This window comes from Halococcus sp. IIIV-5B (assembly GCF_003602035.1).
Taxonomy (GTDB): Archaea; Halobacteriota; Halobacteria; order Halobacteriales; family Halococcaceae; genus Halococcus; species Halococcus salsus.
The window spans coordinates 45,481-70,385 of the sequence record NZ_QZWE01000020.1; the positions used below are offsets into that span (position 1 = coordinate 45,481).

At 68.4% G+C, this 24,905-nt stretch carries 22 protein-coding genes and 2 pseudogenes; 14 read left to right on the top strand and 10 right to left on the bottom strand.

The features are described 5' to 3' along the window. On the bottom strand, positions 1 to 1,419 hold the full coding sequence (locus tag D3261_RS13515; RefSeq protein ID WP_120073218.1) for an extracellular solute-binding protein: 1,419 nt from the start codon (positions 1,417 to 1,419) through the stop codon (positions 1 to 3). 230 nt (positions 1,420 to 1,649) lie between these two features. On the opposite strand from D3261_RS13515, the gene D3261_RS13520 reads away from it, so the two are divergent. Continuing rightward, positions 1,650 to 2,909, top strand: a complete 1,260-nt coding sequence (locus D3261_RS13520) for an AGE family epimerase/isomerase (RefSeq protein ID WP_120073220.1) — start codon at positions 1,650 to 1,652, stop codon at positions 2,907 to 2,909. A gap of 62 nt (positions 2,910 to 2,971) precedes the next feature. On the opposite strand, the gene D3261_RS13525 is transcribed toward D3261_RS13520, so the two are convergent. Then, positions 2,972 to 4,279, bottom strand: coding sequence for an acetamidase/formamidase family protein (locus D3261_RS13525; RefSeq protein ID WP_120073222.1), 1,308 nt, complete (start codon positions 4,277 to 4,279; stop codon positions 2,972 to 2,974). Positions 4,280 to 4,622: 343 nt separating this feature from the next. Between D3261_RS13525 and dapA the strand changes: the two genes are divergently transcribed. From dapA to D3261_RS13570, 9 genes are all read left to right on the top strand, one after another. After that, the gene (gene dapA / locus D3261_RS13530) at positions 4,623 to 5,540 is read left to right on the top strand and encodes a 4-hydroxy-tetrahydrodipicolinate synthase (RefSeq protein ID WP_120073224.1); all 918 of its coding nucleotides are present in this window, start codon (positions 4,623 to 4,625) and stop codon (positions 5,538 to 5,540) included. A gap of 32 nt (positions 5,541 to 5,572) precedes the next feature. Continuing rightward, positions 5,573 to 6,301 (top strand): 4-hydroxy-tetrahydrodipicolinate reductase, encoded by a 729-nt coding sequence (gene dapB, locus D3261_RS13535; RefSeq protein ID WP_394337583.1) that lies wholly within the window; start codon positions 5,573 to 5,575, stop codon positions 6,299 to 6,301. Then, positions 6,298 to 7,125, top strand: coding sequence for a 2,3,4,5-tetrahydropyridine-2,6-dicarboxylate N-succinyltransferase (locus tag D3261_RS13540; RefSeq protein ID WP_120073228.1), 828 nt, complete (start codon positions 6,298 to 6,300; stop codon positions 7,123 to 7,125). Before dapB ends, D3261_RS13540 begins: the two co-directional genes overlap by 4 nt. Beyond that, positions 7,125 to 8,369 (top strand): diaminopimelate decarboxylase, encoded by a 1,245-nt coding sequence (lysA, locus tag D3261_RS13545; RefSeq protein ID WP_120073230.1) that lies wholly within the window; start codon positions 7,125 to 7,127, stop codon positions 8,367 to 8,369. Before D3261_RS13540 ends, lysA begins: the two co-directional genes overlap by 1 nt. Then, positions 8,366 to 9,247 (top strand): diaminopimelate epimerase, encoded by an 882-nt coding sequence (gene dapF, locus D3261_RS13550; protein WP_120073232.1) that lies wholly within the window; start codon positions 8,366 to 8,368, stop codon positions 9,245 to 9,247. The genes lysA and dapF overlap by 4 nt, the downstream gene beginning before the upstream one ends. Further along, on the top strand, positions 9,247 to 10,350 hold the full coding sequence (locus D3261_RS13555) for a M20 family metallopeptidase (protein WP_120073234.1): 1,104 nt from the start codon (positions 9,247 to 9,249) through the stop codon (positions 10,348 to 10,350). Before dapF ends, D3261_RS13555 begins: the two co-directional genes overlap by 1 nt. A gap of 25 nt (positions 10,351 to 10,375) precedes the next feature. After that, positions 10,376 to 10,837 carry a ferritin-like domain-containing protein gene (locus D3261_RS13560; RefSeq protein WP_120073236.1) on the top strand — a complete coding sequence of 154 codons (462 nt, stop codon included), beginning with the start codon at positions 10,376 to 10,378 and terminating at the stop codon, positions 10,835 to 10,837. A gap of 155 nt (positions 10,838 to 10,992) precedes the next feature. Beyond that, positions 10,993 to 12,261, top strand: a complete 1,269-nt coding sequence (locus tag D3261_RS13565) for an inorganic phosphate transporter (protein WP_120073238.1) — start codon at positions 10,993 to 10,995, stop codon at positions 12,259 to 12,261. A gap of 67 nt (positions 12,262 to 12,328) precedes the next feature. Continuing rightward, positions 12,329 to 12,793 (top strand): universal stress protein, encoded by a 465-nt coding sequence (locus D3261_RS13570; RefSeq protein ID WP_120073239.1) that lies wholly within the window; start codon positions 12,329 to 12,331, stop codon positions 12,791 to 12,793. Between the two features lie 31 nt (positions 12,794 to 12,824). On the opposite strand, the gene purB is transcribed toward D3261_RS13570, so the two are convergent. Further along, positions 12,825 to 14,207: an adenylosuccinate lyase gene (purB, locus tag D3261_RS13575; protein WP_120073241.1), complete on the bottom strand. Its 1,383-nt coding sequence runs from the start codon at positions 14,205 to 14,207 to the stop codon at positions 12,825 to 12,827. 343 nt (positions 14,208 to 14,550) lie between these two features. On the opposite strand from purB, the gene rqcH reads away from it, so the two are divergent. After that, positions 14,551 to 16,644, top strand: a complete 2,094-nt coding sequence (gene rqcH, locus D3261_RS13580; protein WP_120073243.1) for a ribosome rescue protein RqcH — start codon at positions 14,551 to 14,553, stop codon at positions 16,642 to 16,644. Positions 16,645 to 16,653: 9 nt separating this feature from the next. On the opposite strand, the gene D3261_RS13585 is transcribed toward rqcH, so the two are convergent. Next, a complete protein-coding gene (locus D3261_RS13585) occupies positions 16,654 to 17,259 on the bottom strand; it encodes an SHOCT domain-containing protein (RefSeq protein WP_233553992.1) in 606 nt (201 codons plus the stop codon). A 136-nt stretch (positions 17,260 to 17,395) separates the two neighbouring features. On the opposite strand from D3261_RS13585, the gene D3261_RS13590 reads away from it, so the two are divergent. Further along, positions 17,396 to 18,466, top strand: coding sequence for an mRNA surveillance protein pelota (locus D3261_RS13590; RefSeq protein WP_120073247.1), 1,071 nt, complete (start codon positions 17,396 to 17,398; stop codon positions 18,464 to 18,466). Between the two features lie 22 nt (positions 18,467 to 18,488). Here the strand turns inward: D3261_RS13590 and D3261_RS13595 are convergent, their stop codons facing one another. Further along, positions 18,489 to 19,070, bottom strand: coding sequence for a hypothetical protein (locus D3261_RS13595; RefSeq protein ID WP_120073249.1), 582 nt, complete (start codon positions 19,068 to 19,070; stop codon positions 18,489 to 18,491). 63 nt (positions 19,071 to 19,133) lie between these two features. Further along, the gene (locus tag D3261_RS13600; RefSeq protein ID WP_120073251.1) at positions 19,134 to 19,256 is read right to left on the bottom strand and encodes a C2H2-type zinc finger protein; all 123 of its coding nucleotides are present in this window, start codon (positions 19,254 to 19,256) and stop codon (positions 19,134 to 19,136) included. A 127-nt stretch (positions 19,257 to 19,383) separates the two neighbouring features. Between D3261_RS13600 and D3261_RS13605 the strand changes: the two genes are divergently transcribed. Further along, positions 19,384 to 20,451 (top strand): TrmB family transcriptional regulator, encoded by a 1,068-nt coding sequence (locus D3261_RS13605; protein ID WP_120073253.1) that lies wholly within the window; start codon positions 19,384 to 19,386, stop codon positions 20,449 to 20,451. On the opposite strand, the gene D3261_RS13610 is transcribed toward D3261_RS13605, so the two are convergent. Then, positions 20,448 to 21,677: an MFS transporter gene (locus D3261_RS13610; protein ID WP_120073261.1), complete on the bottom strand. Its 1,230-nt coding sequence runs from the start codon at positions 21,675 to 21,677 to the stop codon at positions 20,448 to 20,450. The genes D3261_RS13605 and D3261_RS13610 overlap by 4 nt on opposite strands. A gap of 89 nt (positions 21,678 to 21,766) precedes the next feature. After that, complete coding sequence (locus D3261_RS13615) at positions 21,767 to 22,558, bottom strand: winged helix-turn-helix domain-containing protein (protein ID WP_120073255.1); 792 nt, start codon at positions 22,556 to 22,558, stop codon at positions 21,767 to 21,769. Between the two features lie 218 nt (positions 22,559 to 22,776). Between D3261_RS13615 and D3261_RS13620 the strand changes: the two genes are divergently transcribed. Beyond that, the gene (locus D3261_RS13620) at positions 22,777 to 23,772 is read left to right on the top strand and encodes a DMT family transporter (RefSeq protein WP_120073257.1); all 996 of its coding nucleotides are present in this window, start codon (positions 22,777 to 22,779) and stop codon (positions 23,770 to 23,772) included. 148 nt (positions 23,773 to 23,920) lie between these two features. Here the strand turns inward: D3261_RS13620 and D3261_RS13625 are convergent. Both D3261_RS13625 and D3261_RS13630 read right to left on the bottom strand, forming a co-directional pair. After that, positions 23,921 to 24,121, bottom strand: a pseudogene (locus tag D3261_RS13625) (CNNM domain-containing protein); the annotation flags it as partial. 53 nt (positions 24,122 to 24,174) lie between these two features. Further along, positions 24,175 to 24,905: pseudogene (locus tag D3261_RS13630) on the bottom strand (hypothetical protein); the annotation flags it as partial.

The following is a 24,905-nucleotide window of genomic DNA, read 5'->3' on the forward strand; positions in this document are numbered from 1 at the left end:
TCACCCGCTCCCCGCCGTGAGCTCGGCCTGCTGGGCGGCCTTCTCGAAGGCCGACTCCACCGACTTGTTGCCGGCGATGGCCTGCTGGAGCTGGATCGAGTACTTCTGCCCCCAGACGGGATACTGCGGGTCGAACGGCTCGATCTTCGCGCTCTGGAGCGACTGGAGGGAGACGTCGGCGAAGTTCTGGCCGTACTTCTGGCGGTAGGGATCGGCCTCCCAGACCGACCGCCGGACCGGGAACGAGGCCGAGCCCTGAATCGCCATCGCGCGCTGGGTCGGCTTCGCGGTCGCCCAGATCATGAACAGGAACGCGGCCTCGGGGTTGGCGGCCACCGGCGAGGTCGAGAGCTGCCAGACGAAGGCACCCGGCACGAACGAGGTGTTCTTCCCCTTCGGCACCGGCATCTTCGCGATCGCGATGTCGTCGGCGACCTGCGAGGAGCTCGGGTCCGAGAGGCTCCCCCAGAACAGGTTGGCGTCGTTCAGGATGTGACCCGCCCCGCCCTGTTGCATCGTCGCGACCACCTGGGACCACTCCATCGTGGCGGCCGAGGCCGAGCCGTACTGCTGGAGGGTGTCGACGTAGAACCGACCCGCCTTCATCGCCGTCTCCGTGTCGAGCCCGGAGTCGTTGGGATAGGACTCCCAGAGCTGCCCACCGAACTCCCGGATCCACGGGTCCATCGTGTAGATGTTCATCCCGTAGCCCTTCTGCCCGCGGTTGACCACACCCACCACGTCGGACTCGTTTTCGTGGATCGCCTTCGCGTTCCGCAGGAACTGGTCGGTGGTCTTCGGGACCGAGAGCCCGTGCTTCTCGTAGAGGTCCTCCCGGTAGAACATCGTCTGGACCTCGACGGTGATCGGGAGCCCGGTCCAGTAGGGCTGGCGACCCGCGCCGTGGGCGGCCTGCCGACAGACCTGGAGGAGGTCCTGGGTGCCGTACCAGTCCTCGTCGAAGAGGGTGTCGCTGTTGAAGTACGGGTCGAGGTTCTCGAGCCAGCCCGCGCGGGCGAACTGGTTGACGACCTGGTCCATGAAGAACAGGTCGAAGTTGCCCGCACCCGTGCTCACGTCGGTGAGACGTTTGGTGCGGAACTGCTGTTCGGGAAGGATGCTCCAGACCACGTCGATCCCCGTCAGCTCCTCGAAGACCGATACGTAGGGTCTGATGTTCGTCACCCAGTCGTGCTGGACGGCCCCGAGGTTGATGCTGGTCCCTTCGTGGGCCCGCCAGTCGATGTTCGCGTCCCGATAGGCCGAGGGATCGAGCCTCGACGACGGGGACGTCGTCGACGAGTTCCCCGACGAATTGCTGCCGGAACTCGTGCCGCCACGGGTGCAGCCTGCGAGGCCGACACCGGTCGCGAGCCCGGCCGTCGTGAGGAATCGACGACGTGTTTGTTTATTAGTCATAGATACGATGTCTCCGGTTATTTTCCCACATTTTTATACTTATCGCCGAGGGCTGGATCTAACTCGATACCATCCTCGCCGGAGCCGTCACGGCTTGCTCCACGTGCGATACGTGCTCCCTACGGGCGTTTCGCCGGCACTGCGTGTCGTCGCTGGTCGTGACGATCCCGTGGTCCGGTCGTCGAACTCTCACCAGAACGACTATTGAAGCCACCGCTGTGTCTACGGGCATGACCGACGCGGCCACCGTCGTCGAGACGTACCGTCCGAAACTCGAAGCGGTGCTGGAGGAGAACGTCCTCGACTTTTGGTTTCCCCGGTGCATCGACGACGAGGGTGGCTTTCTGACGAGCTACGATAGCGAGGGCGAGTTCGCGGGCAACGGCCACAAACAGGTCGTGACCCAGGCGCGGATGGTCTGGTTCACCGCACGACTCGCGCGCGAGGGCTACGGCGAGGAGTATCAAGAAATCGCCGAGCACGGCCTCGATTTCCTGCTGGGCGAGATGTGGGACGACGAGCATGGAGGCTTCGTCTGGGAGGTCGAGCGCGACGGTACCACCTCGAAACCCAACAAACACTGCTACAGCCAGTCGTTCGGCCTCTACGCCCTCTCGGAGTACCATCGGGCGACCGGCGACGACCGCGCGGCGGCGTACGCCCACGACCTCGTCGACCTGCTCGACGAGCACGCGAAGGACGAGGTTCACGGGGGCTACGTCGAGTACTTCACGCCCGACTGGGAGCCGATCCTCGAAGGCAGAACCTACCTCGACAACATCGAGCCCGACTGGTCGCCGAAGGAGTCGGGCGACGACGCGCTCGACGCCTCCCTCAAACTCATGAACACCCATCTGCACCTGATGGAGGCGTTCACGACCTACTACGAGGTGTTCGAAACCGACCGCGGTCGCGAGCGCTTGCACGAACTCTTCGACATCCTCACGAACACCGTGGTTCGAAAGAAACTGGGTGCGTGTTCGGACAAGTACACAGCCACTTGGAAACCTAAGCTCGACGGCGAGGACCTGCGGGTGGTCTCGTACGGCCACGATATCGAGAACGTCTGGCTCTCGATGGACGCCGCCGACGCGCTCGGACTCTCGAAGGACCTCTACACGGACCTCTACGAGACCCTCTGGGAGTACACCCTTGAATACGGCTACGACGACGACCATGGAGGATTCTACTTCTACGGTGGCTTCGACGAGCCCGCGAGCTTCCGGGTCAAGGCGTGGTGGGTCCAGGCCGAAGGCATGACGAGCGCGCTCCGGATGTACGAACACACTGGCGACGAGCGCTATCTCGACGTCTTCACTGAAACCTACGACTTCCTCGACGAGTACGGTATCGACCACGACGTGGGTGAGTGGCACTCGGGCGTGACCGACGACCTCGAACCCGTCGGACGGAAGGGGGCAGTCTACAAGGCCGCCTACCACAACGGCCGCGCGCTCCTCGAATCGATCGCGGCGCTCGAACGGCTGTAGGGCGTCCGCTTTTCCCCGCCCACGGGAACGCGACCGAAAGCGGGTGAGTCACTCGATCCGGTTCAGCGGTCGTACTGGTTCCTGACGAGGTGTGCGATCCCGCGGTCTTCGAGCCGTTCCATCGGCGCGAGCAGGGTGAGTTGGACGACGCCCGGGAGGCGGCCGATCTCCACCCCGCCGGTGAACGTACAGCGCCCGCGGACCTCGCCCTCGGACATCCCGAGGAGGGCGGTGGCGCGGTCGAAGGCGTTCTGCGTCGCGGCGTTGATCGTCTCGCCGCTTCCGACGACCTGGATCGGTCCCACGTCGTCGACCAGTTCGACCCCGTACTCCGCTGCGAGCCGTCGTCCGGTTTCGAGTTCTCGGTCGGTGTAGGGCGCGCTGATGTGCGGGAGGTCCGCCTCGTTGGGGAGCAGGATCGGCCCGTCGATGTCGAGCCCCTTGATGACCTCGACGTCGATCTCGGTGCGGCCGCTCACGTCGGTCGTGTGGAGCGAGAGTTCGCCGTCGCCCTGGTTGGCGTGGAGATCGCCGACGTAGACCCCCGCGCCGTCGGTCTTCACCGGGCAGATCAGCACCGCGCCCTCGCGCACCGCGTTGATGTCCATGTGACCGTCGGTCCGCTGGGCGAGGGCGTCCTCGTCCGGGAGGCCCCAGTCGTGCTCCGCGCCGACGAGGAACTGCCCGAAGTCGCCAGCGTTGTGCGAGTCCGGGAGTTCGATCGGGGGCGTCGTCCCGATGTTCCCCACGAAGGGTCGGAGATGGCCGAGCGTCCCCGGCATCCCCGAGGGTTTGTAGAGCAGGATCGGGTGCTGGCGGGCGTGTTTGGGGATCGCCATCGCCTCGCGGGCGTTGCTCGCGAGGTCGTCGGCGGCCTCGGCGTCCATCGTCAGTCCGACAGTTCGGTCCTCGTCGAACGCCACGGTGTAGCCGAACTCGAAGCCGAACGAGGAGGCGTTCTCGCCGCACTCGGCGCACTTGATCGCGTCCTCGCCCGTCCCCTCGACGATGCTCTCGGGCCACTCGGTGCCACACCCGGGGCAGCGGTGGTCGACGAACGGATCGTCGCCGAACGCGCCCTCCCGCTCGGCCATGCTGCCGGTGCTCGTCGCGACGCTTGTGACCTCGACCGACCGGATCGTGAGCGCGACCGCGTCGCCGACCGCGGCGTTCTCGACGCGGACCGGTCGGGTGACCTCGTGGCCACCGCGGAAGTCGGGGGTGATCATCGGCCCCCAGCAGGCGGGCGGGGTGTGGGTGTGGATCGTCCCGCCGTCGGCGACGGTGCCCGCCCACTCCTGGTCTGGGCCGACCAGCCCCTTCGTGTACCGGTCGACCGTGATCTCCCGTTGGACTTCGTGTTGTGCCATAGTCTGTTCACGGGTCGTGTCAACATAACTCTATCAACTTGCGTTCGGAGCTCTCGCTGGTCGCGACCGACCCGTTCTGAATCATCGACGCTCTTCGTCCCGCGTTTCGCCCGCACTGGCAGGTATCGCACGCGTCACAACGCCTAAGTCCTCCGGGTGCCGTGGTCGTGGTATGCGACGCGTCACACCCTCACAGACCCGGTCGGCGAGCCAGGGGTGTGACGAGTTCGAGGCCGCGGCGAGGACGAAATCGAAACGCGAACCGGTCGGTTCGCGGCGGGTGTAGCGCCCCGTTGCGCACCGTTTTCGTGCATCGACTTCAGAGTCCCCACTCCACCACCACATGACACACCAGATCGACCTTGACGGCGTCTTCCCCGCGATGGCGACGCCGTTCGAGGCGGACGAAAGCATCGATTTCGACGGACTACGGACCGAAGCCCGACGACTCGCGGACGCGGGCGTCGACGGCTTGGTCCCCGTCGGCACCACCGGCGAGAGCGCGACCATGACCCACGACGAGCACGTCGCGGTCGTGGAGACCGTGGCCGAGGCGGTCTCGGTCCCCGTCGTCGCTGGTGCGGGCTCGAACTCGACACGCGAGGCGGTCGAGCTCGCTGAACGAACCCGCGACGCCGGTGCCGACGCCCTACTCCTGATCTCGCCGTATTACAACAAGCCCGAACCCGCCGGGATGGAAACCCACTTCCGAACCGTGGCCGACGCCGTCGACCTCCCGCAGGTCGTCTACAACGTCCCCGGTCGGACGGGCCGGACGGTCGAGGTCGACACCGCCGTGACGCTCGCCGAGCATCCCAACGTCGTCGGCTACAAGTCCGCGAGCGGCGACCTCGCCGCCGTCAGCGAGGTCATCGAACGAACCCGCGAGACCGACTTCACCGTGCTCTCGGGTGAGGACGCCGTCACGCTCCCGACCCTCGCGGTGGGCGGGCGTGGCACCATCAGCGTCGCGGCGAACGTCGAACCCGAGCGCGTGAGCCGGATGGTTCACGCCGGGCTCGACGGCGACTTCGAGCGCGCTCGCGACCGCCACCACGAGCTCGGGCCGCTGTTCCGTGCGCTGTTCTGGGAGACCAACCCGATCCCGCTGAAGGAGGCGCTCTCGATCCGTGGCCACATGAGTCCGAGAATGCGCTCGCCGCTCTCGCGGCTCTCGGCGAAGCGTCGCGACGCGCTCGCCGAGATCCTCGCCGACCTCGCGACCGACGACCAACGGACCCCCGCGGAGGTCGAACGGTGACGGCGGTCGGCGTCACCGGCGCGACGGGAACGATGGGCCGGGCGGTCCTCGAAACGGCTGCCGAGCGCGACGATACGACGGTCGTCTTCGCGGCGAACCGCACCCCGACCGACGAGCGCGTCGCGGGCCACGAGGTACGGTCGACCGACGATCTCCCCGACCTCCTCACCGACCACGCGCCCGACGTCGTGGTGGACTTCACGGGTCCGGACTCCGCCGTCGAGTACGCGGCGGCGTGTGCGGAGGCGGGTGTCGGATTCGTCACCGGCACCACGGGCTTCGAGGAGGGCCATCGCGACGCGCTCCGCGAGGCCGCCGACCGGATCCCCGTTCTGTGGGCGGCGAACTTCTCGCGCGGGATCCACGCGCTCGGCGACGCGCTCGCCGAGACGGTGGAGACCCTCTCCGACTACGATATCGAACTCACCGAGACCCACCACAACCGAAAGCGCGACGCGCCGAGCGGTACGGCGACCACCCTGCTCGACCGGATCGACGACGCGAGCGCGGCGGACCGCGACCGGACCTACGGCCGCGAGGGCGAGCAACCCCGCGACGTGGACGAAGTCGGGGTTCACGTCCGGCGAGCGGGGAACGTCCGCGGCGAACACGAAATCCTGCTCGCGGGCAACGATGAAGTGCTCACCTTGACGCACCGCGCCGAGAGCCGGGGCGTCTTCGCCGCCGGCGCGCTCGACGCGGCGGTCTGGCTCGCCGGGCGTGACGCGGGCTGGTACGCGTTCGAGGAGGTGCTCGCGTGAGTCTTCAATCCGATATCGAGACGCTCTGGGCGCGCGCCGACGAGGGACTGACCGCGAGCGAGGCCGGGGCGGACGAACGCGACACCCTCGATGCGTTCCTCGACGCGCTCGAAGCCGGCGAGGTCAGAGCGGCCGAAAAGCAAGGAAGCGAGTGGGTGGCGAACGAGTGGGTGAAACAGGGAATCCTCCTGAACTTCAGCCTCCGTGAGACCCAGCGCCGGGAGTACGGCGACGTGGCCTACCACGACGTGCTCCCGCTCCGCTCGACCGACGACCTCGGCGAGCGCGGCACCCGGAACACCCCCGACGGAACCGTCGTGCGGCGCGGGGCCTCGATCGGGGACGACGCCATCCTGATGAGCCCGAGCTTCGTCAACGCGGGCGCGTACGTCGGCGACGGTACGCTCGTCGACTCGTGTGATACGGTCGGATCGTGTGCCCAAGTCGGCGCGGACGTGAAGCTGGGCGCGAACACGCTCCTCGGCGGCGTGCTCGAACCCGTCGAGAACACACCGGTCGTGATCGAGGAGGGCGTTTCGCTGGGCGCTGGTTGCCGCGTGACCTCGGGGTTCGTGGTCGGCCACGATTCAGTCGTGGGCGAGAACACCCTGCTGACGCCCCGGATCCCGGTCTACGACCTCGTCGAGGAGGAAGTCGTCTACGGTGAACTCCCGCCAGAACGCCGGGCGTTCACGCGATTCGTGGAATCCTCGATAGGCGAGCACGACCTCTTCGACGGCGGGGCCTACAAACCCGCCGTGGTCGCCACCGCCGTCGAGAACCGGACGTTGGAGGCCACCGAGCGCGAGGAGGCGCTCCGGTGATGGCGGGAGTCGCAGTAGATACGACGAGCGAGAACCCGGCCGTCCGACGGCTCTCCGATTGGTCGGCGGCGCGGCTGCGCGACCTCGCGAGCGAACACGACACCCCGCTCTACGTCGTCGACCTCGAACGCGTGCGCGAGAACGCCGCCCGTCTCCGCGAGGCGTTCCCCGACGCCGCGTTCGACTACGCAGTGAAGGCCAACGCCCGAAAACCAGTGCTCGAAACCCTCGCCGACGAGGGGCTCGGTGCGGAGTGTGCCTCCGCTGGCGAGGTCGTCCGGGCGCACGAGGCGGGTTTTTCGACTCTGCGATACACCGCCGTCAACCCGCCCGCCCGCGACCTGGACCGAGTGATCGAGGTCGCCACCGAACGCGAGATCACGATCACCGTCGGCGCGCGCGACACGCTGACCCGACTGGCCGACCGGGGCTGGACGGGGCGGGTCTACCTCCGGGCGAACCCCGCCGTGGGCGCGGGCCACCACGAGAAGGTCCGCACCGGCGGCGACCCGACGTTCGGCATCCCGGCCGACCGAGTGGGAGAAATCGCGGCCGATGCTGAAGAGATGGGCTTCGACCTCGTCGGGCTCCACGCCCACGCCGGCAGCGGCATCCTCGACGACCTCGGTCGTCACGAGGCGCTGGTCGAGCGGGTGAGCGAGATCGCGACCGAGCTCGCCGACCACGACCTCGACGCGGTGAGCATCGGCGGTGGGTTCGGGGTCCCCTCCCACGAGACCGAACCCCCGCTCGATCTCTCAACTCTCGCCGAGACGACGCGCGAGGCGTTCGCCGTCGACGCGCAGCTCGGGATCGAACCCGGCCGGTATCTCGCGGCCGACGCGGGGGTCCTCCTCACGCGGGTCAACACCGTCAAGCCGACGCCTGGAACCACCGTTGTGGGTGTCGACGCCGGAATGACGGCTCTGGCCCGCCCTGCGCTCTACGACGCCTACCACGCGATCCGCTCGCTCGCGGGGGACGCGTCGGATCGCGAGACGGTCGCGGCGACCGTCGCCGGCCCGGTCTGTGAGTCCGCCGACACGCTCGCCCGCGACCGACCCCTCCCGGCACCCGAGCGCGGCGACCTCCTGGCCATCGGCAACGCCGGCGCGTACGGCTACGAGATGGCGAGCACCTACAACTCCCGACCCCGACCCGCGGTCTGTGCCCTCGACGGCGACGCGTCGTGGGTCTGCGTGCGGCGCGAGACGGTATCCGACCTCACGAGGCTCGACCAATGATATCATTCGACAAGTTCCACGGCACCGGCAACGACTTCTTCGTCATCGACGCGGCCCAGCCGGTGACGGACCGACGACGACTCGCGATCGACCTCTGTGACCGCGAGAGCGGGATCGGGGACGGAAACGGATCCACCGGTGCGGACGGCGTGCTCTACCTCGCGCTCGAAGCCGGCTACGCTTCGCCGCGGGTCGTCATGACGTTGGTCCAGCCCGACGGCTCGACCGCCCCGATGTGTGGCAACGGCGCACGCTGCGCGGCGGCGTGGGCCACCGAACGAACGGGTGAACGCGTCGTGATGGTCGACACCCAGTCGGGAACCCGGCGCGCGACGGTCGACGAGGAGAGCGTCTCGATCGAGATGGGGCTGCCACGCTTCTCGCCCGAGGCCGTCCCGCTGGCGCGTGACGAGCCGATCGTCGAGGAAGCCATCGGCGACCTCGACGTGACCGCAGTCGACATCGGGGTCCCCCACGCGGTGGCGTTCGTCGAGGACGTCTCGACGACCGACCTCGAATCGATCGCACCGCCGGTCCGCCACGCCGAAATCTTCCCACACGGAGCGAACGTCACGCTCGCGAGCCCGGACAGCGAGGGCGGGTTCGACCAGCGGACCTACGAGCGCGGCGTCGAGGGCGAAACGAAGTCCTGTGGCACCGGCGCGGTCGCGGTCGCGGCGGTCGCCCGAAAGCTCGGCCGTACCGAGGCCGACACTATCGCGGTCGCTCCGCCGGGTGGCGACCTCGAAGTCAGCTTTTCGGGCACCGAAGCCATCCTCCGCGGCCCCACCGAGCGCGAGTTCGCGGGCCGGGTTTCGTGGGGCGGCTCGCGCTCGGTCGAGATCGACGGCGAACCCGGCGCGACCGCCGACGACTGATGACCGAGTTCGATCCGATCGACTTCCTCGAACGCGCGGTCGAGATCCCCTCCCACGAGGACGTCGACGGGATGCGTTCGTTCCTCCGTGAGACGCTCCGCGAGCACGACGTCGACCCCACGGTGGACGACGCGGGCAACGTGACCGCGAGCCGAGGCGGCGATCCCGACGGGCCCCACCTCGTCCTCAACACCCACATCGACACGGTCGCGCCCCATATCCCTCCTTCCCGCGACGGCGACACCCTCTCGGGGCGCGGGTCGTGCGATGCCAAAGGACCGCTCGCGGCGATCCTCGCGGCGTTCTTCGACTGCGACCCCGAGGCCGGCCGCGTCACGCTCGTCGTCACCCCCGACGAGGAGGTCTACTCGACGGGAGCGGCGGCGCTCGTGCCGGACCTCGACCTCGACCCCGAACGCGGCGACGCGGTCATCGTCGGTGAACCCACGGGCCTCGACGTCTGTACCGCTGCGAAGGGCCGGTTCGAGGGGGTCGTCGAGATCGAGGGCGAGAGCGCCCACGCCGCCGAACCCGAGAGCGGGACGAACGCCATCTCGCTCGCCGCCCGCGCGGTCGAGGCGCTCCCCGGCTTCGACGACCGACCCGACGGGCTCGACCCCCACCCCGACCTCGGCGCGCCGACGCTCACCCCGACTGTGATCGACGGTGGCGACGCCACGAACCAGGTCGCCGGTGCGTGCGAGATCGTCCTCGACCGTCGGAGCGTCCCGCCGGAGACCGCCGACGGCTACGAGACGGGTCTCGACGAGTACCTCCGCGAGCGCCTCGGCTCGGGGGTCTCGTTCGAACTCACCGACCGGAAGACGCCGTTCCTCGAAGCCTTCGAGACGGACGCCGACGCCGGCGTGGTGCGGGCGTTTCGGGACCTCGACTGCACGGCGCGGCCGTTCACCGCCGCGACCGAGGCGTCGTACTTCGCCCAGCGCGCGCCCACCGTCGTGTTCGGCCCAGGCGTGCTCGCCGACGAGACGGGGCCAGTGGCCCACGCCGAGCGCGAGTACGTCCGTCTACCGGAGGTCGAGCGAGCGGCTGAGACCCTCGAGAACGCCGTCGAAACGTGTCTCCGCGAAAGCCACTCTTAAGTGTTCGACAGCCCTCCGGGGAGACATGAGCACCGAAGGCGACGAGGACGTTCTCGACCTGCTTCACGCCGCACGTAACGACGAGTTCGAGACGGTGATCAACTACCAGACCGACGCCATCGCGATCGAGGGTGTGACGGCTGAGGAGGTCGCCAACGGCCTCCGCGAGGACGTCGAGGAGGAGCTCGGGCACGCCGAGACGCTCGGCGAGCGCATCACCCAGCTCGGCGGCCAGCCGAAGGGCTCGTTCGACCTAGAGATGGGCCAGGAGAGCCTCCAACCGCCGGAGGATTCGACGGACGTCCTGAGCGTGATCGAGGGTGTCATCGAGGCCGAACGGGGCGCGGTCGAGACCTACCGCGACCTCATCGAGGCCGCCGAGGCGGCCGACGACCCCGTGACCGAGGACCTCGCGACCGAACTCCTCGCCGACGAGGAGGAACACCTCGCGGAGTTCGAGGGCTTCAAGGCCGAGTTCGACGACTGAACCGTCGCTCCCGCTTCGTTCGACCCGACTCGTTTTTCGACCGGTGAGAAGACCTGACACGGCTCGCGCCGTGTTCCGACCGCGTTCGTCCGTCGTGGGGTCGGAAACGAAATCCACATACGACGACGACGACTCCCAAACGTACACGACTTCGTATGATCTCGGCATTGCTCGTGGTTGGTCTCTTGGTCGCGGCGTTCGTCGGCTACAACATCGGTGGCTCCTCGACGGGGGTCGCGTTCGGGCCGGCGGTCGGGAGCCGCATCACGGGCAAGACCCTCGCCGCCGGGCTGTTCACCCTCTTCGCGCTGATCGGCGGGTGGACGGTCGGGCGGAAGGTCGTCACGACCATGGGCGGGGAGATCGTGCCGTCGAGCCAGTTCACGCTGGTCGCGAGCACGGTCGTCCTCTTCTTCACCGGTCTCTCGCTGCTGATCTCGAACCTCTACGGCGTGCCCGCCTCGACCTCGATGACCTCCGTCGGCGCGATCGTCGGGCTCGGCTTCGCCAGCAACACCCTCAACGAGACCCTGATGTTCTCGATCGTCTCGGCGTGGATCGTCGCGCCGTTGGTCGCCTTCTGGGCGGGGGTCGTCATCGGGCGGTACATCTACCCCTACCTCGACGCCCGGGTCTCGTTCACCCGGATCGAGGGCGGCCTGTTCCACCTCGACCGGTCGGGTTCGGTTCCGACACCCCGGCTCAACGAGAACGTGGGGCCGCGCGACGTCGTCGGGGCGGCGCTGGTGCTCGTGGTGGCCTGTTACAACGCCTTCTCCGCGGGCGCGTCGAACGTCGCCAACGCGGTCGCCCCGCTCGTGGGGAGCGGCCAGATCACGGTCGAGCAAGGCGTCATCCTCGCGGTCGTCGCGATCGGCCTCGGGGCGTTCACGATCGCCCGGCGAACCCTCGATACGGTCGGTGACGGTATCACCGACCTCCCGATCCTCGCCGCGATGCTGGTCTCGCTGGTGGGCGCGACGATCATCACCGTGCTCTCGAACATGGGGATCCCGGCGAGCCTCGCGGTCAGCATGACCTCCTGTATCATCGGTCTCGGCTGGGGACGGTCCTCGCGGGCGGTGACGCTCGCCGACGCCGCCGGCTCCGCGATGAGCGGCGAGGGCGGGCCCGACCTCTCCGTGGGCGCGCTCGCTGCCGAGACCACACCCAAGACCGGCGAGTCGCCGCTGCCGCCCGGTCCGACCGTCGGCGACCTCGCGACGGCCAAGCCCGCCGAGGAGCCACCGGACACCGACGAACAACCGGCGCAGGTCCCGAAGATCGGCGAGGAGGACCCCGACGAGCTCGTCGCCGAGGAGCTGTTCGACGCCGCGGCCACCAGCCGGATCGTGATGCTCTGGCTGCTGACGCCGACTATCTCGACCATCGGGTCGTACGTGATCTTCGCGTTCGTCCTCTGACGGCCGACGGGCGATGCCGGACGCCGGATGAGCAACGGATTTGTCGTCACCCGACCAACCGCTCCCCATGAGCGACTCGTCCGCACCGAAACACGTGCTCGTTCCGATCGACGGCTCGCCGCAGTCCGAACGCGCCTTCGACTTCGCGTTGACGTTCGAGGACGCCAAAATCACCCTCCTCACCGTCATCGACCCGGTCGACGTCGACCCCCTCACGAGGGGTTATCAGTCGCCGACGGGCGTTCCGGGCATGGTCGGCTACAGCGAGGAGTGGTACGAGGGCGTACTGAACGACGCCGACGAACTCCACGAACGGCTTCGCGAACGCGCCGACGACCCGGACCGGGTCGAGGGGACCGAGGTCGTCTTCGGTCGGCCGACCCGTCGGATCTGCGGCTACGTCGCCGACCACGACATCGACCACGTCGTGATGGGGGCCCACGGCCGCACGGGGATCTCCCGGGTCCTCCTCGGCAACACCGCCGAGTCGGTGGTGCGCCGGTCGCCGGCCAACGTCACCGTGATCCGATGATCCACCGAGCGCGCGCGGACAGCGGCTCCCGTCACTCCCGCGAGTCGGCCAGCTCGTTCGCGACCCCGGTGTAGCTCGCGGGCGTGAGCACCCGCAGCTCCTCGCGGGTCGTCTCGCTCACGTCGAGGTCGTCGAACAGCTCGTGGAAGTCGTCGAGGCTCGTCCGCCGACCGCGGGTTAGCTCCTTCACCCGCTCGTAGGCGTCCGAGTGCCCCTCGCGCCGGAGGATCGTCTGGACCGCCTCGCCGACGACCTCGGGGTTGTCCGCCAGCTCCTCGCGCATGACCCGCTCGTTCGGGACCACCTTCGAGAGCCCGATGCCCGTTTTTCGATACCCGATGAGACAGTGGGCGAACGCGCTTCCGACGTTTCGCTTCACCGTCGAGTCCGAGAGGTCGCGCTGGAGGCGCGAGGTCGTGACGTAGGTCCCCAAAAATTCGAGGTCGGAGTTCGCCTTCTCCAGGTTGCCCTCGCTGTTCTCGAAGTCGATGGGGTTGACCTTGTGGGGCATCGTCGAACTCCCGGTCTCGTCGTTTTCGCTATCCTGGCCGAGATAGCCGTCAGAGACGTAGCGCCACACGTCGCGGTCCGCGTCGAGCAGGACTCGGTTCGCCCCGCGGAGCGCGTCGAACAGCCGTGCGAGATCGTCCGAGGGGTTCAACTGCGTCACGGGTTCGACGTGCGCGAGTCCGAGGGAGTCGACGAACTCGGCGGCGAACGCCCGCCAGTCAACCTCGGGGTAGGCGGCGCGGTGGGCGGCGTAGGTCCCGCTCGCCCCGGCGAGCTTGCCCGCCAGACCGTCGGCCGCGCGTTCGATCCGGTCGATACCTCTCCGAAGCCGCCCGGCGTAGACCGCCATCTCCTTGCCGAACGTGGTGGGGGTGGCGGGCTGGCCGTGGGTCCGCGCGAGCATCGGGGTGTCAGCGTACGCCGTGGCGAGCTCGGCGAACTTCTCCCGTACTGCTTCGAGCTCGGGGACGAGCACGTCCTCGACCGCGGGTTTCCAGCACACCCGGCGGGCGAGGTTGTTGACGTCCTCGCTGGTGAGGCCGAAGTGGACCCACGAGGCGATACTGGGGTCGGGGAGGTTGTCGCGGACGAAGTACTCGACGGCCTTCACGTCGTGGTTGGTCGCGGGTCGGTCGTCGGTCCCCTCGGTTTCGAGCTGCTTCACCCGCTCCGCATCACTTTCGGAGAACGACTCGTAGACCTCGCGGAGGGTTTCGCGGTCAGTGTCGTCGATGGCGAACGGCGTGGCATCGAGGTCGGCAAGCGCGATCAGGTACTCGATCTCGACCCGGACGCGCGCGCGGATCAACGCGCCCTCGCTCGCGTACTCGACCAGGGGCTCGGTGTAGCTCGCGTAGCGGCCGTCGAGCGGCGAGACGGTCGCGAGCGGGCCGCGGGAAGTCATGCGCGATGGTGGGTCGGTTCGGGTGAAAGAGGTGTCGAACTCGAAGTGATTTGGTCCTGTGTCGAGAGTCTTCGTTACGATGGGGTTCGGTTGAAGGCTGCGACGATTCGATTTTGGCAATTCCTGACGACGATGAGTGACCGCCCCGCGCCACGCCCTCCCCAACCGATTCGCGTCGCTCGTTGCACTCGCTCCGCTCATCCCTCGCACGAGTCGGCCGTCTCCGACGGCCTCCCGCGCGCCACCACAGTCTGCACCGCCACCGCTCCCCCGGTCCTCGGCTCGTGACGGTCCCGGACGGCGGTAACGACACCTCTTTTCGGCGCGGGTCCGGTGGTGGAATATGGACCCGAAACGCGAGCTCACCAGTGTGGACCTCGCGGCGCTCGTGACGGAACTCGGGCGGTACGCTGGCGCGAAACTCGACAAGGCCTACCTCTACGGCGACGACCTCCTCCGGCTCAAACTCCGGGACTTCGACCGTGGCCGCGTCGAACTCATGGTCGAGGTCGGCGAGACCAAACGTGCCCACGTCGTCTCGCCCGACCACGTCCCCGACGCGCCCGGTCGGCCACCGGACTTCGCGAAGATGCTCAGAAACCGACTCTCGGGGGCCGACTTCGCCGGGGCCTCGCAGTTCGGCTTCGATAGGGTGCTGACCTTCGAGTTCGAGCGCGAGGACCGGGACACGAGGATCGTGGCCGAACTCTTCGGCGAGGGCAACGTCGCGGTGCTCGATTCGACGGGGGAAGTCGTCGACTGTCTCAACACCGTTCGCCTCCAGTCCAGAACCGTGGCCCCCGGCGCGCAGTACGAGTTCCCCTCCTCGCGCTTCGACCCGCTCGCGGTCGACTACGAGGGCTTCGCCGCCCGGATGGAGGAGTCCAACACCGACCTCGTGCGGACCCTCGCGACCCAGCTCAACTTCGGTGGGCTCTACGCGGAGGAGATCTGTACCCGTGCCGGCGTCGAGAAGGAGCAGGCCATCGAGGACTCGGGTGAGGAGGAGTACACGGCGCTGTTCGACGCGCTCACCCGTCTCGCGGAGCGCCTGTCGAGCGGCGACTTCGACCCGCGGATCTACCGCGAGGACGAGGAACCGGTCGACGTCACACCGTTCCCGCTCGAAGAGAACGACCACCTCGACAGCGAGGGTTTCGAGTCGTTCACCGAGGCGCTCGACGCCTACTTCGTCGACCTCGAGACCACCGAGAACGAGGAGAGCGGCGGGCGCGAGAAACCCGACTTCGAGGAGGAGATCGAACGCCAGCAACGCATCATCGACCAGCAGGAGGGCGCGATCGAGGGCTTCGAGGAGCAAGCCGAGGCCGAGCGCGCGAAGGCCGAATCCCTCTACGCCAACTACGGTCTCGTCGACGAGATCCTCTCGACCGTCCGCACGGCGCGCGAACGCGACACCCCGTGGGAGGAGATCGAGGACCGGTTCGAGGAGGGCAAAGCACAGGAGATCCCGGCGGCGGAGGCCGTCGCGGGTATCGATTCGAGCGAGGGAACGGTCAGGGTGGAGATCGACGGCGAGACGGTCACCCTCGACCCACGCGAGGGCGTCGAGCAGAACGCCGACCGACTCTACCGCGAGGCCAAACGCGTCCTCGGCAAGAAGGAGGGTGCGGAGGAGGCGGTCGCCGACACCCGCGCCGAGCTCGAAGCCCTCGAAAGACGTCGCGAGGAGTGGAATTCAGGCGGCGCGGACGCGACCGACGCCGACGACGACGCCGAGGACATCGACTGGCTCGACCGCCGCTCCATCCCAGTCAGAACGAACGAGCAGTGGTACGAGCGCTTCCGGTGGTTCCACACCTCGGACGGGTTCCTCGTGCTCGGCGGGCGCAACGCCGACCAGAACGAGGACTTGGTCAAAAAATATCTCGACCGCGGCGACCGCTTCTTCCACACCCAGGCCCGTGGGGGCCCCGTCACGATACTCAAGGCCACCGGCCCGAGCGAACCGACCCGCGAGATCGACCTCCCCGAGACGACGCTCGACGAGGCCGCGACGTTCGCCGTCTCCTACTCGTCGGTCTGGAAGGACGGGCGCTTCGCGGGCGACGTCTACATGGCCGACCCCGACCAGGTCTCGAAGACCCCCGAGAGCGGCGAATACCTCGAAAAAGGGGCCTTCACCGTTCGCGGCGATCGCACCTACTTCAGGGATACGGCCGTGAGCGCGGCGGTCGGCATCACCTGCGAACCCGAGACCCGCGTGGTCGGCGGTCCGCCGTCGGCGATCGAACCCCGAACGGAGACCTCGGTCACGCTCGAACCGGGTCAGTACGCCCAGAACGACGCCGCGAAGCGCCTCTATCGGACCTTCCGCGAGCGGTTTCGGGATACTTCCTTCGTCCGGAAGGTGGCGAGCCCCGACCTCATCGCGGAGTTCCTGCCGCCGGGCGGGAGTCGCGTCGTCGAGGACTGACTCGGACCCTCACCACGACCGACCCGTCTCCGGGGATTCGTACTGTCGGTCTTCGGTGTCGTCCTCGGTTTCGAGCAGCCGTTCGAGCCGCCGCTCGAACTCCGCCTCGCCGATCTCGCCGCGGGCGTACCGGCCGCGGAGTGCCGCCAGCGCGTCGTCGTCCGTCGTCCCGCGCGAGTCGTGTCGACTCGACCCGCTTCCGACAAGCCGATCCGCGATATCGGCCGCGACCGGGATGCGACGGGTCTCGCCCCGATAGGCCGTGGCGATGAGGAAGACCCAGAGTCCGATCCCGAGCAGCGAGAGGAGGCTGCTCAGCGCCGTCCCGATCGACCCGATGCCGACGATGGCGAACATCCCGAAGAACACGTTCAGCACCGAGAGCCCGCCGAACACGGTGATGCTCTGGGCGGCGTGGAACCTGATCTCCCTGTCGTCTTCGAGGACGTACACCACGACCCCGGAGACGAACCAGAACACGTACGCGAGGGCGGCGACGACGTTCGCGTCCAGTCCCACATCGCCGGTGAGGGGTCCGGAGCCGCTTTCGGACGCCCCACCGTCGAAAGCGTAGCGCCCGTCACGGCTCCCGCTCGGGTCGGTTTTCCGTTTCATCGGTGTCGTTCGTGCTTCCGGTTTTCGAACCATAACTGTTTGCTCCGCGACCGCTCGACCCGTTCGTCGGCCGCTCGATGCCATCCGGTGGACGGCGAACGACAGCGCACTTAGCCCCACATCCCCGAGGACCACCATGCGCATCAACGGCCGGACGACCGTCGAGGGCGGGCGCGAGCGCTGGACGCTCGTCCCCGAGAGCCTCGACGACCTCTGGCATCTCTCCTACGTTCTCGAACCCGGCGACCTCGTCTCTGGCGACACCACCCGCCGCATCCAGCGCGACGACGACCGGATGCGCGACACCGGCGGCGAGCGCGAACCCATGTCCGTCACCATCAGTGTGGAGGAGAGCGAGTTCCACAAGTTCGCCAACCGGCTCCGGGTCTCGGGCACCATCGAGTGGGCCTCACGCGAGGATCAAGTCGGTCATCACCACACCCTGAACGTCGAGGAACGCGAGGAGGTCGAGATCGAGAAGCGCTGGCAGCCCGACCAGCGCGAGCGGATCGAGGAAGCCGTCGAGGCCACCGAGAACGCCGATGTCGCCATCGCCACGGTCGAGGAGGGTGCGGCCTCGATCCACACCGTCGCCCAGTACGGCACCGAGGAGTACGCCTCCCTGACGGGGCCGACAGGAAAGGGCGAGGACGCCCGCGACCGCGAGGAACTGTTCGGGGACCTCGCGAGCGCGCTCTCACACCTCGACGTCGACACCGTCCTACTCGCCGGGCCGGGATTTACCAAAGAGGACGCCCGGAAGTACATCGAGCGCCACCACTCCGAAGTCGCCGAGAAGTTCGGCGCGACGGTCGACACCAGCGCCGCCGGGGATCGTGGGGTTCACGAGGTCCTCAAACGCGGCGCGGTCGAGGAGGTCCAGGCCGAGACTCGAATTGCAGAAGAGGCCGAGCAGATCGACGAACTCACCGAACGCATCGCCACCGAGGGTGCGGCGACCTACGGTATCGAGGCGGTGGCCGAGGCGGCGGAGTACGGCGCGGTCGAGGAACTGCTGGTGCTCGACGACAAACTCCGCGAGGAGCGTGCCGGCGAGGGCGACTGGGACATCGACGCGAACGAGGTCATCGAGAGCGTCGAACAGCAGGGCGGCTCCGTCACCGTCTTTTCGAGCGAGTTCGCGCCCGGTAATCAACTGGGTGCGCTCGGCGGTATCGCGGCGCTGTTGCGCTACCGGCTGGAGTGATTCGAGCGGAACTCCAGCCCCGCTATCGGTCGAGTTCGTCCGCGCTCACGCCGACGTAGGCCTCCTGTTCGGGGTAGGCTCCCCCATCTCTGAGATGGAGTGCGATCGCCACCGCTCGATGATTTCCGTCGGCGAGGTAGGCGTCCTCGTCGGCCTCGTCGGCGACGATCAGCTCCTCCATCTCGATGTCGTCGGGGAACTTCGAGGCGAAGTCCACCACCTGTTCGAGGTCTTTCGGGGTGTCGAGGTCGTCGAGGTCGTCGGCCTCGTGGATGTGGTCGGCGATGCTCGCGATGGTGTTCTCCTCGGTGATCGCCCGCCAGTCCTCGCCGGACTCGCCCTTGATGGTGTGGAGGGCTTCGAGCTCGTCCTCGTGGAGGTCGAGGTGGTGCCATCGGAGGTCGCTGTCGGCGAAGATAGACTCCGCGATGGGTTTCCGGTCGACGAGCTCATCGAGCAGGCGGTCCTCGTCGTCGATGGCGTCGACAGCGAGGTCGTCGCCGTCGTTCTCGTGGACCTCCTTTTCGAGCCAGTGGCGCAGCATCTCCTCGTGCGGGATCGATTCGACGGTGTCGTCGGTTCGGAGTCGGTCGTTGAAGAGCATCTGTTGTGGGGGATATCAGGGGTTCCCGACGCGACGGTCGGGAGTGGATGGTTCGTCCGTGGGTCAGGACGACTGATCGGGATGTTCCGATTCGGTGTGCTGTTCGAGCTCCCGCTCGGTCTCGAAGACGGCCCCGCAGGTCGAACACTCGAACTCGTCGTCGCCGCTCCACTCTCCGGAACTCATATCGACCAACGGCGGGCCGGCGGATTAGGCTCCGGGCTGGCACTCGCAGGCGGCGCGTCGGTCGGTTCGTGGTACCGTCGCGTCGTGGGCACGGGACCTAAGCCCGCTCCGATCGAACCCCCCGCCGATGAACTCCGACGAGCTCCGGGCGGTGCTCGAAACGGCCGGGCTGTCGCCCTACCAGGCCGACGCCTACGTCGCGCTCCTCGAACGCGGCTCGGGGTCGGCGAGCGACATCGCCGCCTGGAGCGACGTGCCCCAGCCCCGGGTCTACGACGTGCTCCGCGGGCTGGAGGACGCAGGCTACGTGACGACCTACGACCGCGACCGGCTCTACGCCCGGACGAACGACCCCGACGAGGCGCTCTCGGGGTTGCGGACCGCCGTCGAGCGGTTCGAGGCCGCCACCGAGGAGGTCGAGACCCGCTATCGCGAGGCGACGGTCGAGGGCGGCGGCGTGAGCATCGTGCGCCGCCGCCGGACGGTGTTCGAACACGCTCGCGAGACGGTCGCGGGGGCGACCGCCCACCTCCAAGTCGCCGCGACGCCCGAGGAGTTTCGCCGGATCGACACCGACCTCCGCGAGGCCTTCGAACGCGGCGTCCAGATCCAGCTCTCGCTCCACGTCCCGGACGACGACGGGTTCGACGTGTCGGCGTTCGAGGGGACGTGTACCGAAGTGCGCCGTCGGGAGCTTCCGGGGCCGTTCTTGTTGCTGGCCGACCGCCAGCGGGCGTGCTACGCGACCGCCGCGCCACAGTCCGACGAGTACGGCGTGCTCGTCGACGACTACACCACCGCCTACGTCTTCCACTGGTACTTCCTGAGCCGGCTCTGGGAGGTCTACGACGAGGTCTACACCGCGCGGAGCGACGAGCCACCCCACTCGTTCGTCGAGATCACCGACTGCGTCCGGTGGCTCGAACCCGTTCTCGACGGCGGCGCGACCATCTCCGGACGGGTCGAGGGCGAGTTCGTCGGGACGGGGGAACCGTGTACCCTCGCGGGGGAGTTCGTGGGGGTCGAGTACACCGGTACGACGGACGACGAACCCGCATCGCTCCCCGAACTCGCCGGCGCGGCTCGGGTGTGTCTCGAAACCGACGACCGCACGTACACGGTCGGTGGGCGGGGTGCCATCACCGAAGACGTCGCGGTGACCCGGCTCGTCGTCGAGCGGGTCGAGTCGGGCTAGTCGTCCCCGCTCGTGCCGACGGAACCGGCATGGGAACCCCGGGTGACCGTCGGGAGGACGGTCGTCAGCGCCACGATGGCGACCGCGAGCCCGAGCGCCGGGAGGAAGGCCGTCCGGAGCGAGGTAGCGTCGGCGAGCAGCCCGATCAGTACCGGTCCGATCACGAACCCGCCGTAGCCCGTCGTCGAGACCGCGGCAACCGCGCGCTCGGCCGGGGTGTCAGGGTCGTGGTTGCCCGCCATGCTCACCGCCACCGGCATCACGCCGGCCAGCCCCGCCCCGAGCACCGCGAAGCCGACGAGCGAGACGACCGGCTGCGCGACCAGCGTCAGGGCGAGGCCCAGCCCCGCGACCGTCGCCGTCACCCGAAGGAAGCGCCGCGCGCCGAGCCGCGTCACGAGCCGGTCGGAGAGGAAGCGTCCGACCATCATCAACAGCGAGAACGCCGCGAAACCGAGGGTGGCGACTGCGGGCCCCGCACCCGCCGGGCCGTCGAGGAACACCGCGCTCCAGTCGTTGCCGACCCCCTCGATGAACAGCGCACAGAAGCCGATCGCACAGAAGCCCGCGAGCTTCCGGGAGGGAAGCGCGAACGCCGTGTCGCCGCCCGTGCTGGGTTCGAAGGGGAGCAGTCGCGTGCTGGCGGCGAGGCCGACGAGGAGCAAGGCCACGCCGACGATGGCGAAGTGGGTCTCGACCGAGAGACCGAGCACGACCGCGACCCCGCCGAAGCCCGACCCCACCAGCCCGCCGCCGCTGAACAGCCCGTGGAAACTCCCCATTATCTGGCCGGTGTAGCCGCGCTCGACACGGATACCCTGCGCGTTCGCGGCCACGTCGACCAGCCCCTTGCCGAACCCGAACACCACCAACAGCCCCACGAGGCTCGCGAACTCGCCGGCGAGGCCGACGACCGGGAGCCCGAGGCAGTAGACGAACAGCCCGCCCCGGATCACGCGCCGGCTGCCGTAGCGCGAGACCAGCGCGCTGCTGGTCACCAAACCGAGAATGCTCCCGACCGCGAGGCCGAGCAGCGCCAGCCCGATGGCCCCCGAATCGATGTCCAGAGACCCGCTCACAGCCGGTATCCGGACCGCCCACGTCGCGAACGCCGCCCCGAGCACCCCGAATATCACCGAGTCGGCCACGCGAGCCCGACGTGGCGTGTCGGTTTCCGCGCCGACCAACTCCGCGATACGTTTCCTCGTTCCCGTCCCCGTCTTCATCGCTCGGCGGTCGGCACCGACCACGGATAAGACTTATCAGTATAGTTAACAATTCTCGTTGTAAATCCCGCGTGGTCGCGGGTCGAGGCTCAGTCGAGCGCGTCGAGGTCGAGCGGCGTGGCGTGCTCCCAGTAGGCCGCGTGGGTTTCGCGTGCCCACGCGACCGCCGCCTCGTCGTCGGTGTCGATCCCCGCCCGGAGGAGGCCGCCCTCGTCCCGGAGCATGAGGTGGACCACGTCGTCGGCGAGCGTCACCGCGACCGGGATCGACCCGTCGTAGAGCCGGACCTCGGCGTCGTCGGCCGCGAGCAGGTCCTGGAGCTGGCGGCGGAGCGGGGCGTCGTCGGCCAGCGCCTCGACCGCGGCGGGCGAGAACACCCCCTCGAACCGCCCCTCGTGGTCGGCGATACGGCGCTGGAGCACGTCGAGGCTCCGGCCGTTGAACGCGTGCGAGAAGATCCTGACCTCGTTGGCGTCCCAGAGGAGTTCGAGCGCGCGCTGGACGGGCGCGTCGGGCCGGGTCTGGCTCGGACGGGTGATCGTCGCGTCCCGGAGCCGCCGGAGGTCGAACGTCATCGTGTCGGTCGGCAGCCACGCCATCACCTCGCGGAGCCGCAGCTCCGTTTCGAGGGTCTCCCGGAGGTCGGTGAACTCCGCCGCGACCATCTCCCCCGTGGCGGTCGTCGTGTAGCGCTCGCCGTCGTGGGTCACCCAGTGGCGCTCGGTGAGGTCCCTGAGAACGCGTCCGAGCGTGGGCTGGGAGGCGTCGGTACGCTCGGCGAGCTCCCGGCGGGTGCAGGGGTGCTCGCGCAGCGTCTCGAGCACCGCCACTCGATTCGCCGACAGCGCGAGGAACTCGATCTCTTCGAGCGCCCGGTCCATATCCCTCCTGACCTCCGCTCGCGTATAGCCGTTTTCGTCCCCTGAAATCCGCTCGCACCGTGAGCCGGCGACGCGCCGCGACACTCTTTCATTCTCCGAAAACATTTCTGAACACATATACAAACCCGGGCGACGTATCGTAGCTCGATGAACGACGAACTCCCTCCCTTCGCGCGGAACGGTTTCGGAACGACGCCCTCGGTCGGGGGACGTCGGTAGTGTCGGAATCGCGTCGCCTGGTCGGTCTCTTCCTCGCTGCGGGCGTCTTCTTCGGCGGCACGTTCGTGGCCGCGAAGGCCGGCCTCGAGTACTTCCCGCCGCTGCTGTTCGTCGCCACCCGCTTCGACATCGGGGCGCTCGTGCTGGTCGGCTACGCGGTCTATCGGTTCCCGCGCGAGGAACTGCTCCCCCGAACCCGGTCGGACCTCCTCGGGATCGCGGGGGCGGGCGTGTTCGCGATCGGGCTCACGAACGCCTGTATCTTCGTCGGCCAGCAGTTCACCACGAGCGGCGTCGGGTCGATCGTTTACAGCCTCAACCCGATCCTGACGCCGGTGCTCGCGGCGGTGCTCCTCTCCGACGAACGCCTCTCACGGGCCGGCGGCGTCGGGATGGCGCTCGGGTTCGTCGGGGTGGCGCTCGTGGTGGGTATCGACCCCGCGAGCCTCCTCGGCGGCGGCCTGCTCGGGAAGGCCCTCATGCTCGCGGCGGCGGTCTTCGGCGCGCTCGGGAGCGTGACGATCCGTCGAGCCGACTCCTCGCTCTCGAGCACCGTCAGAACGGCCTGGGCGCTCCCGGTCGGGGCGCTGGTCTGTCACGGCCTCAGCCTCGCCGCCGGCGAGAGCCCCGCGATGGTGGAGTGGACCCTGCCCGGGGTCGCGGCGCTCGGCTACGTCGGGGTGTTCTCGGGTGCGCTGGCGTTCATCGCCTACTTCGGCCTCCTCGACGAGGTCGGCGCGATCCAGGGCAACCTGATCTTCTACCTCTCGCCCGTGGTGGCCACCCTCGGCGGCTGGGTGCTCCTCGGCGAGTCCGTCTCGGCCACGACCCTCGTCGGGTTCGTCGTCATCTTCTGCGGCTTCGCGGTGTTCGGCCGCGACTCGATCGTCGCCGAACTCGCCCGCCTCCGCCGGATGGTCCGCGATCGGACCGAGGCCGAAGCCCGGCCCGTGCGGGACGCGGTCCACGACTCCGCCTGGGGCGACCAGGACTGAGTCGTACTGATCGAGACTGACTGGGCCTCGACTCGTCCTGAATACTCGCACTTCGTTCGCGGTGTCTTCACCTCCGGATGGTTCAACATACGAAACAAACGCCACTTCGTAGTCCACCATCGAAACCGATCGATCCCGATGACGATGGTCCGAACTGACAGCCAGAGAGGTAGGTCTCGAGCTCCTCGGTCATCTCCAAGGCGCGTTCGAGCCCGCTCCGGCCGCGGAACTCGCTCTCCGAGAACTGTCTCACCCGCGTCAGCGCGAACTCCGTGACGACGAAGAAGCCGTTCGAGAACAGCAATCCGAGACCGCCGAGCAACTGGAGTCCCGTCGCGAACGTCACCAGTGCCCTCCCTTCTCAGACCGGAATCGTGAACGCGTTGACTCGCTCGCGAAGGATCAATCGTCCCGACCCAGCAGCGCCCGCGCCGCACCGACCGCGACCGCGCCGGCCGCCGCGAGCACGCCGAAGCCGGGCCCCGAGCCCTCGGTGGTCCCCTCCGAACTCTCGTTCCCGGTCCCGCCGGCCGAGCCACCCGTTCCGGCCGAACCGCCCTCCGACCCGGCCGTCGTGCCGCCCGTCGTCCCGGCGGTCCCGGTCGCCGTCGCACCCGTTTCGGTGCCCGCTCCGGTTCCGGTCGCCGTCGCGCTCGTTCCGGTTCCGGCGGTTCCGGAGGCGGTCGAGCTGCCGTTCGTGGCGACCGTCGCGTTGCCGGTCGCCGTGGTCGCGTTGCCAGCCGTGGTGGCTTCCTGGTTCTCCGGCGGCAGGATCCGCCGGACGCGACCGGTCTCGTCCCCGCCGGTGTTGTCCGTCGTCAGGACGTAGAGCTCGCCGTCGTCGTCCCGCCCGAGTGCGAGCACGTAGCCGCCGACGTAGCCGTTCTCGGTGTTCTCGACCTGGAGGTCTTCGAGCTCCCAGAGGCCGTCGCCCTCGGCCGGCGTAGCGGCGAACAGCGACCCCGTCGGGGTCTCGGTCTCCTTCGTCTTCCGGAAGTCACCGAAGACGTACTTCCCCTGGAGGGCGGGGATCGTGTCGTTCTCGTAGATGTAGCCCCCGATCGACGCCGACCCGACCCCGACCCCCTCGTGGGTGTGGGGGTACTCGATGATCGGGTCGACGAGGGGTTCGC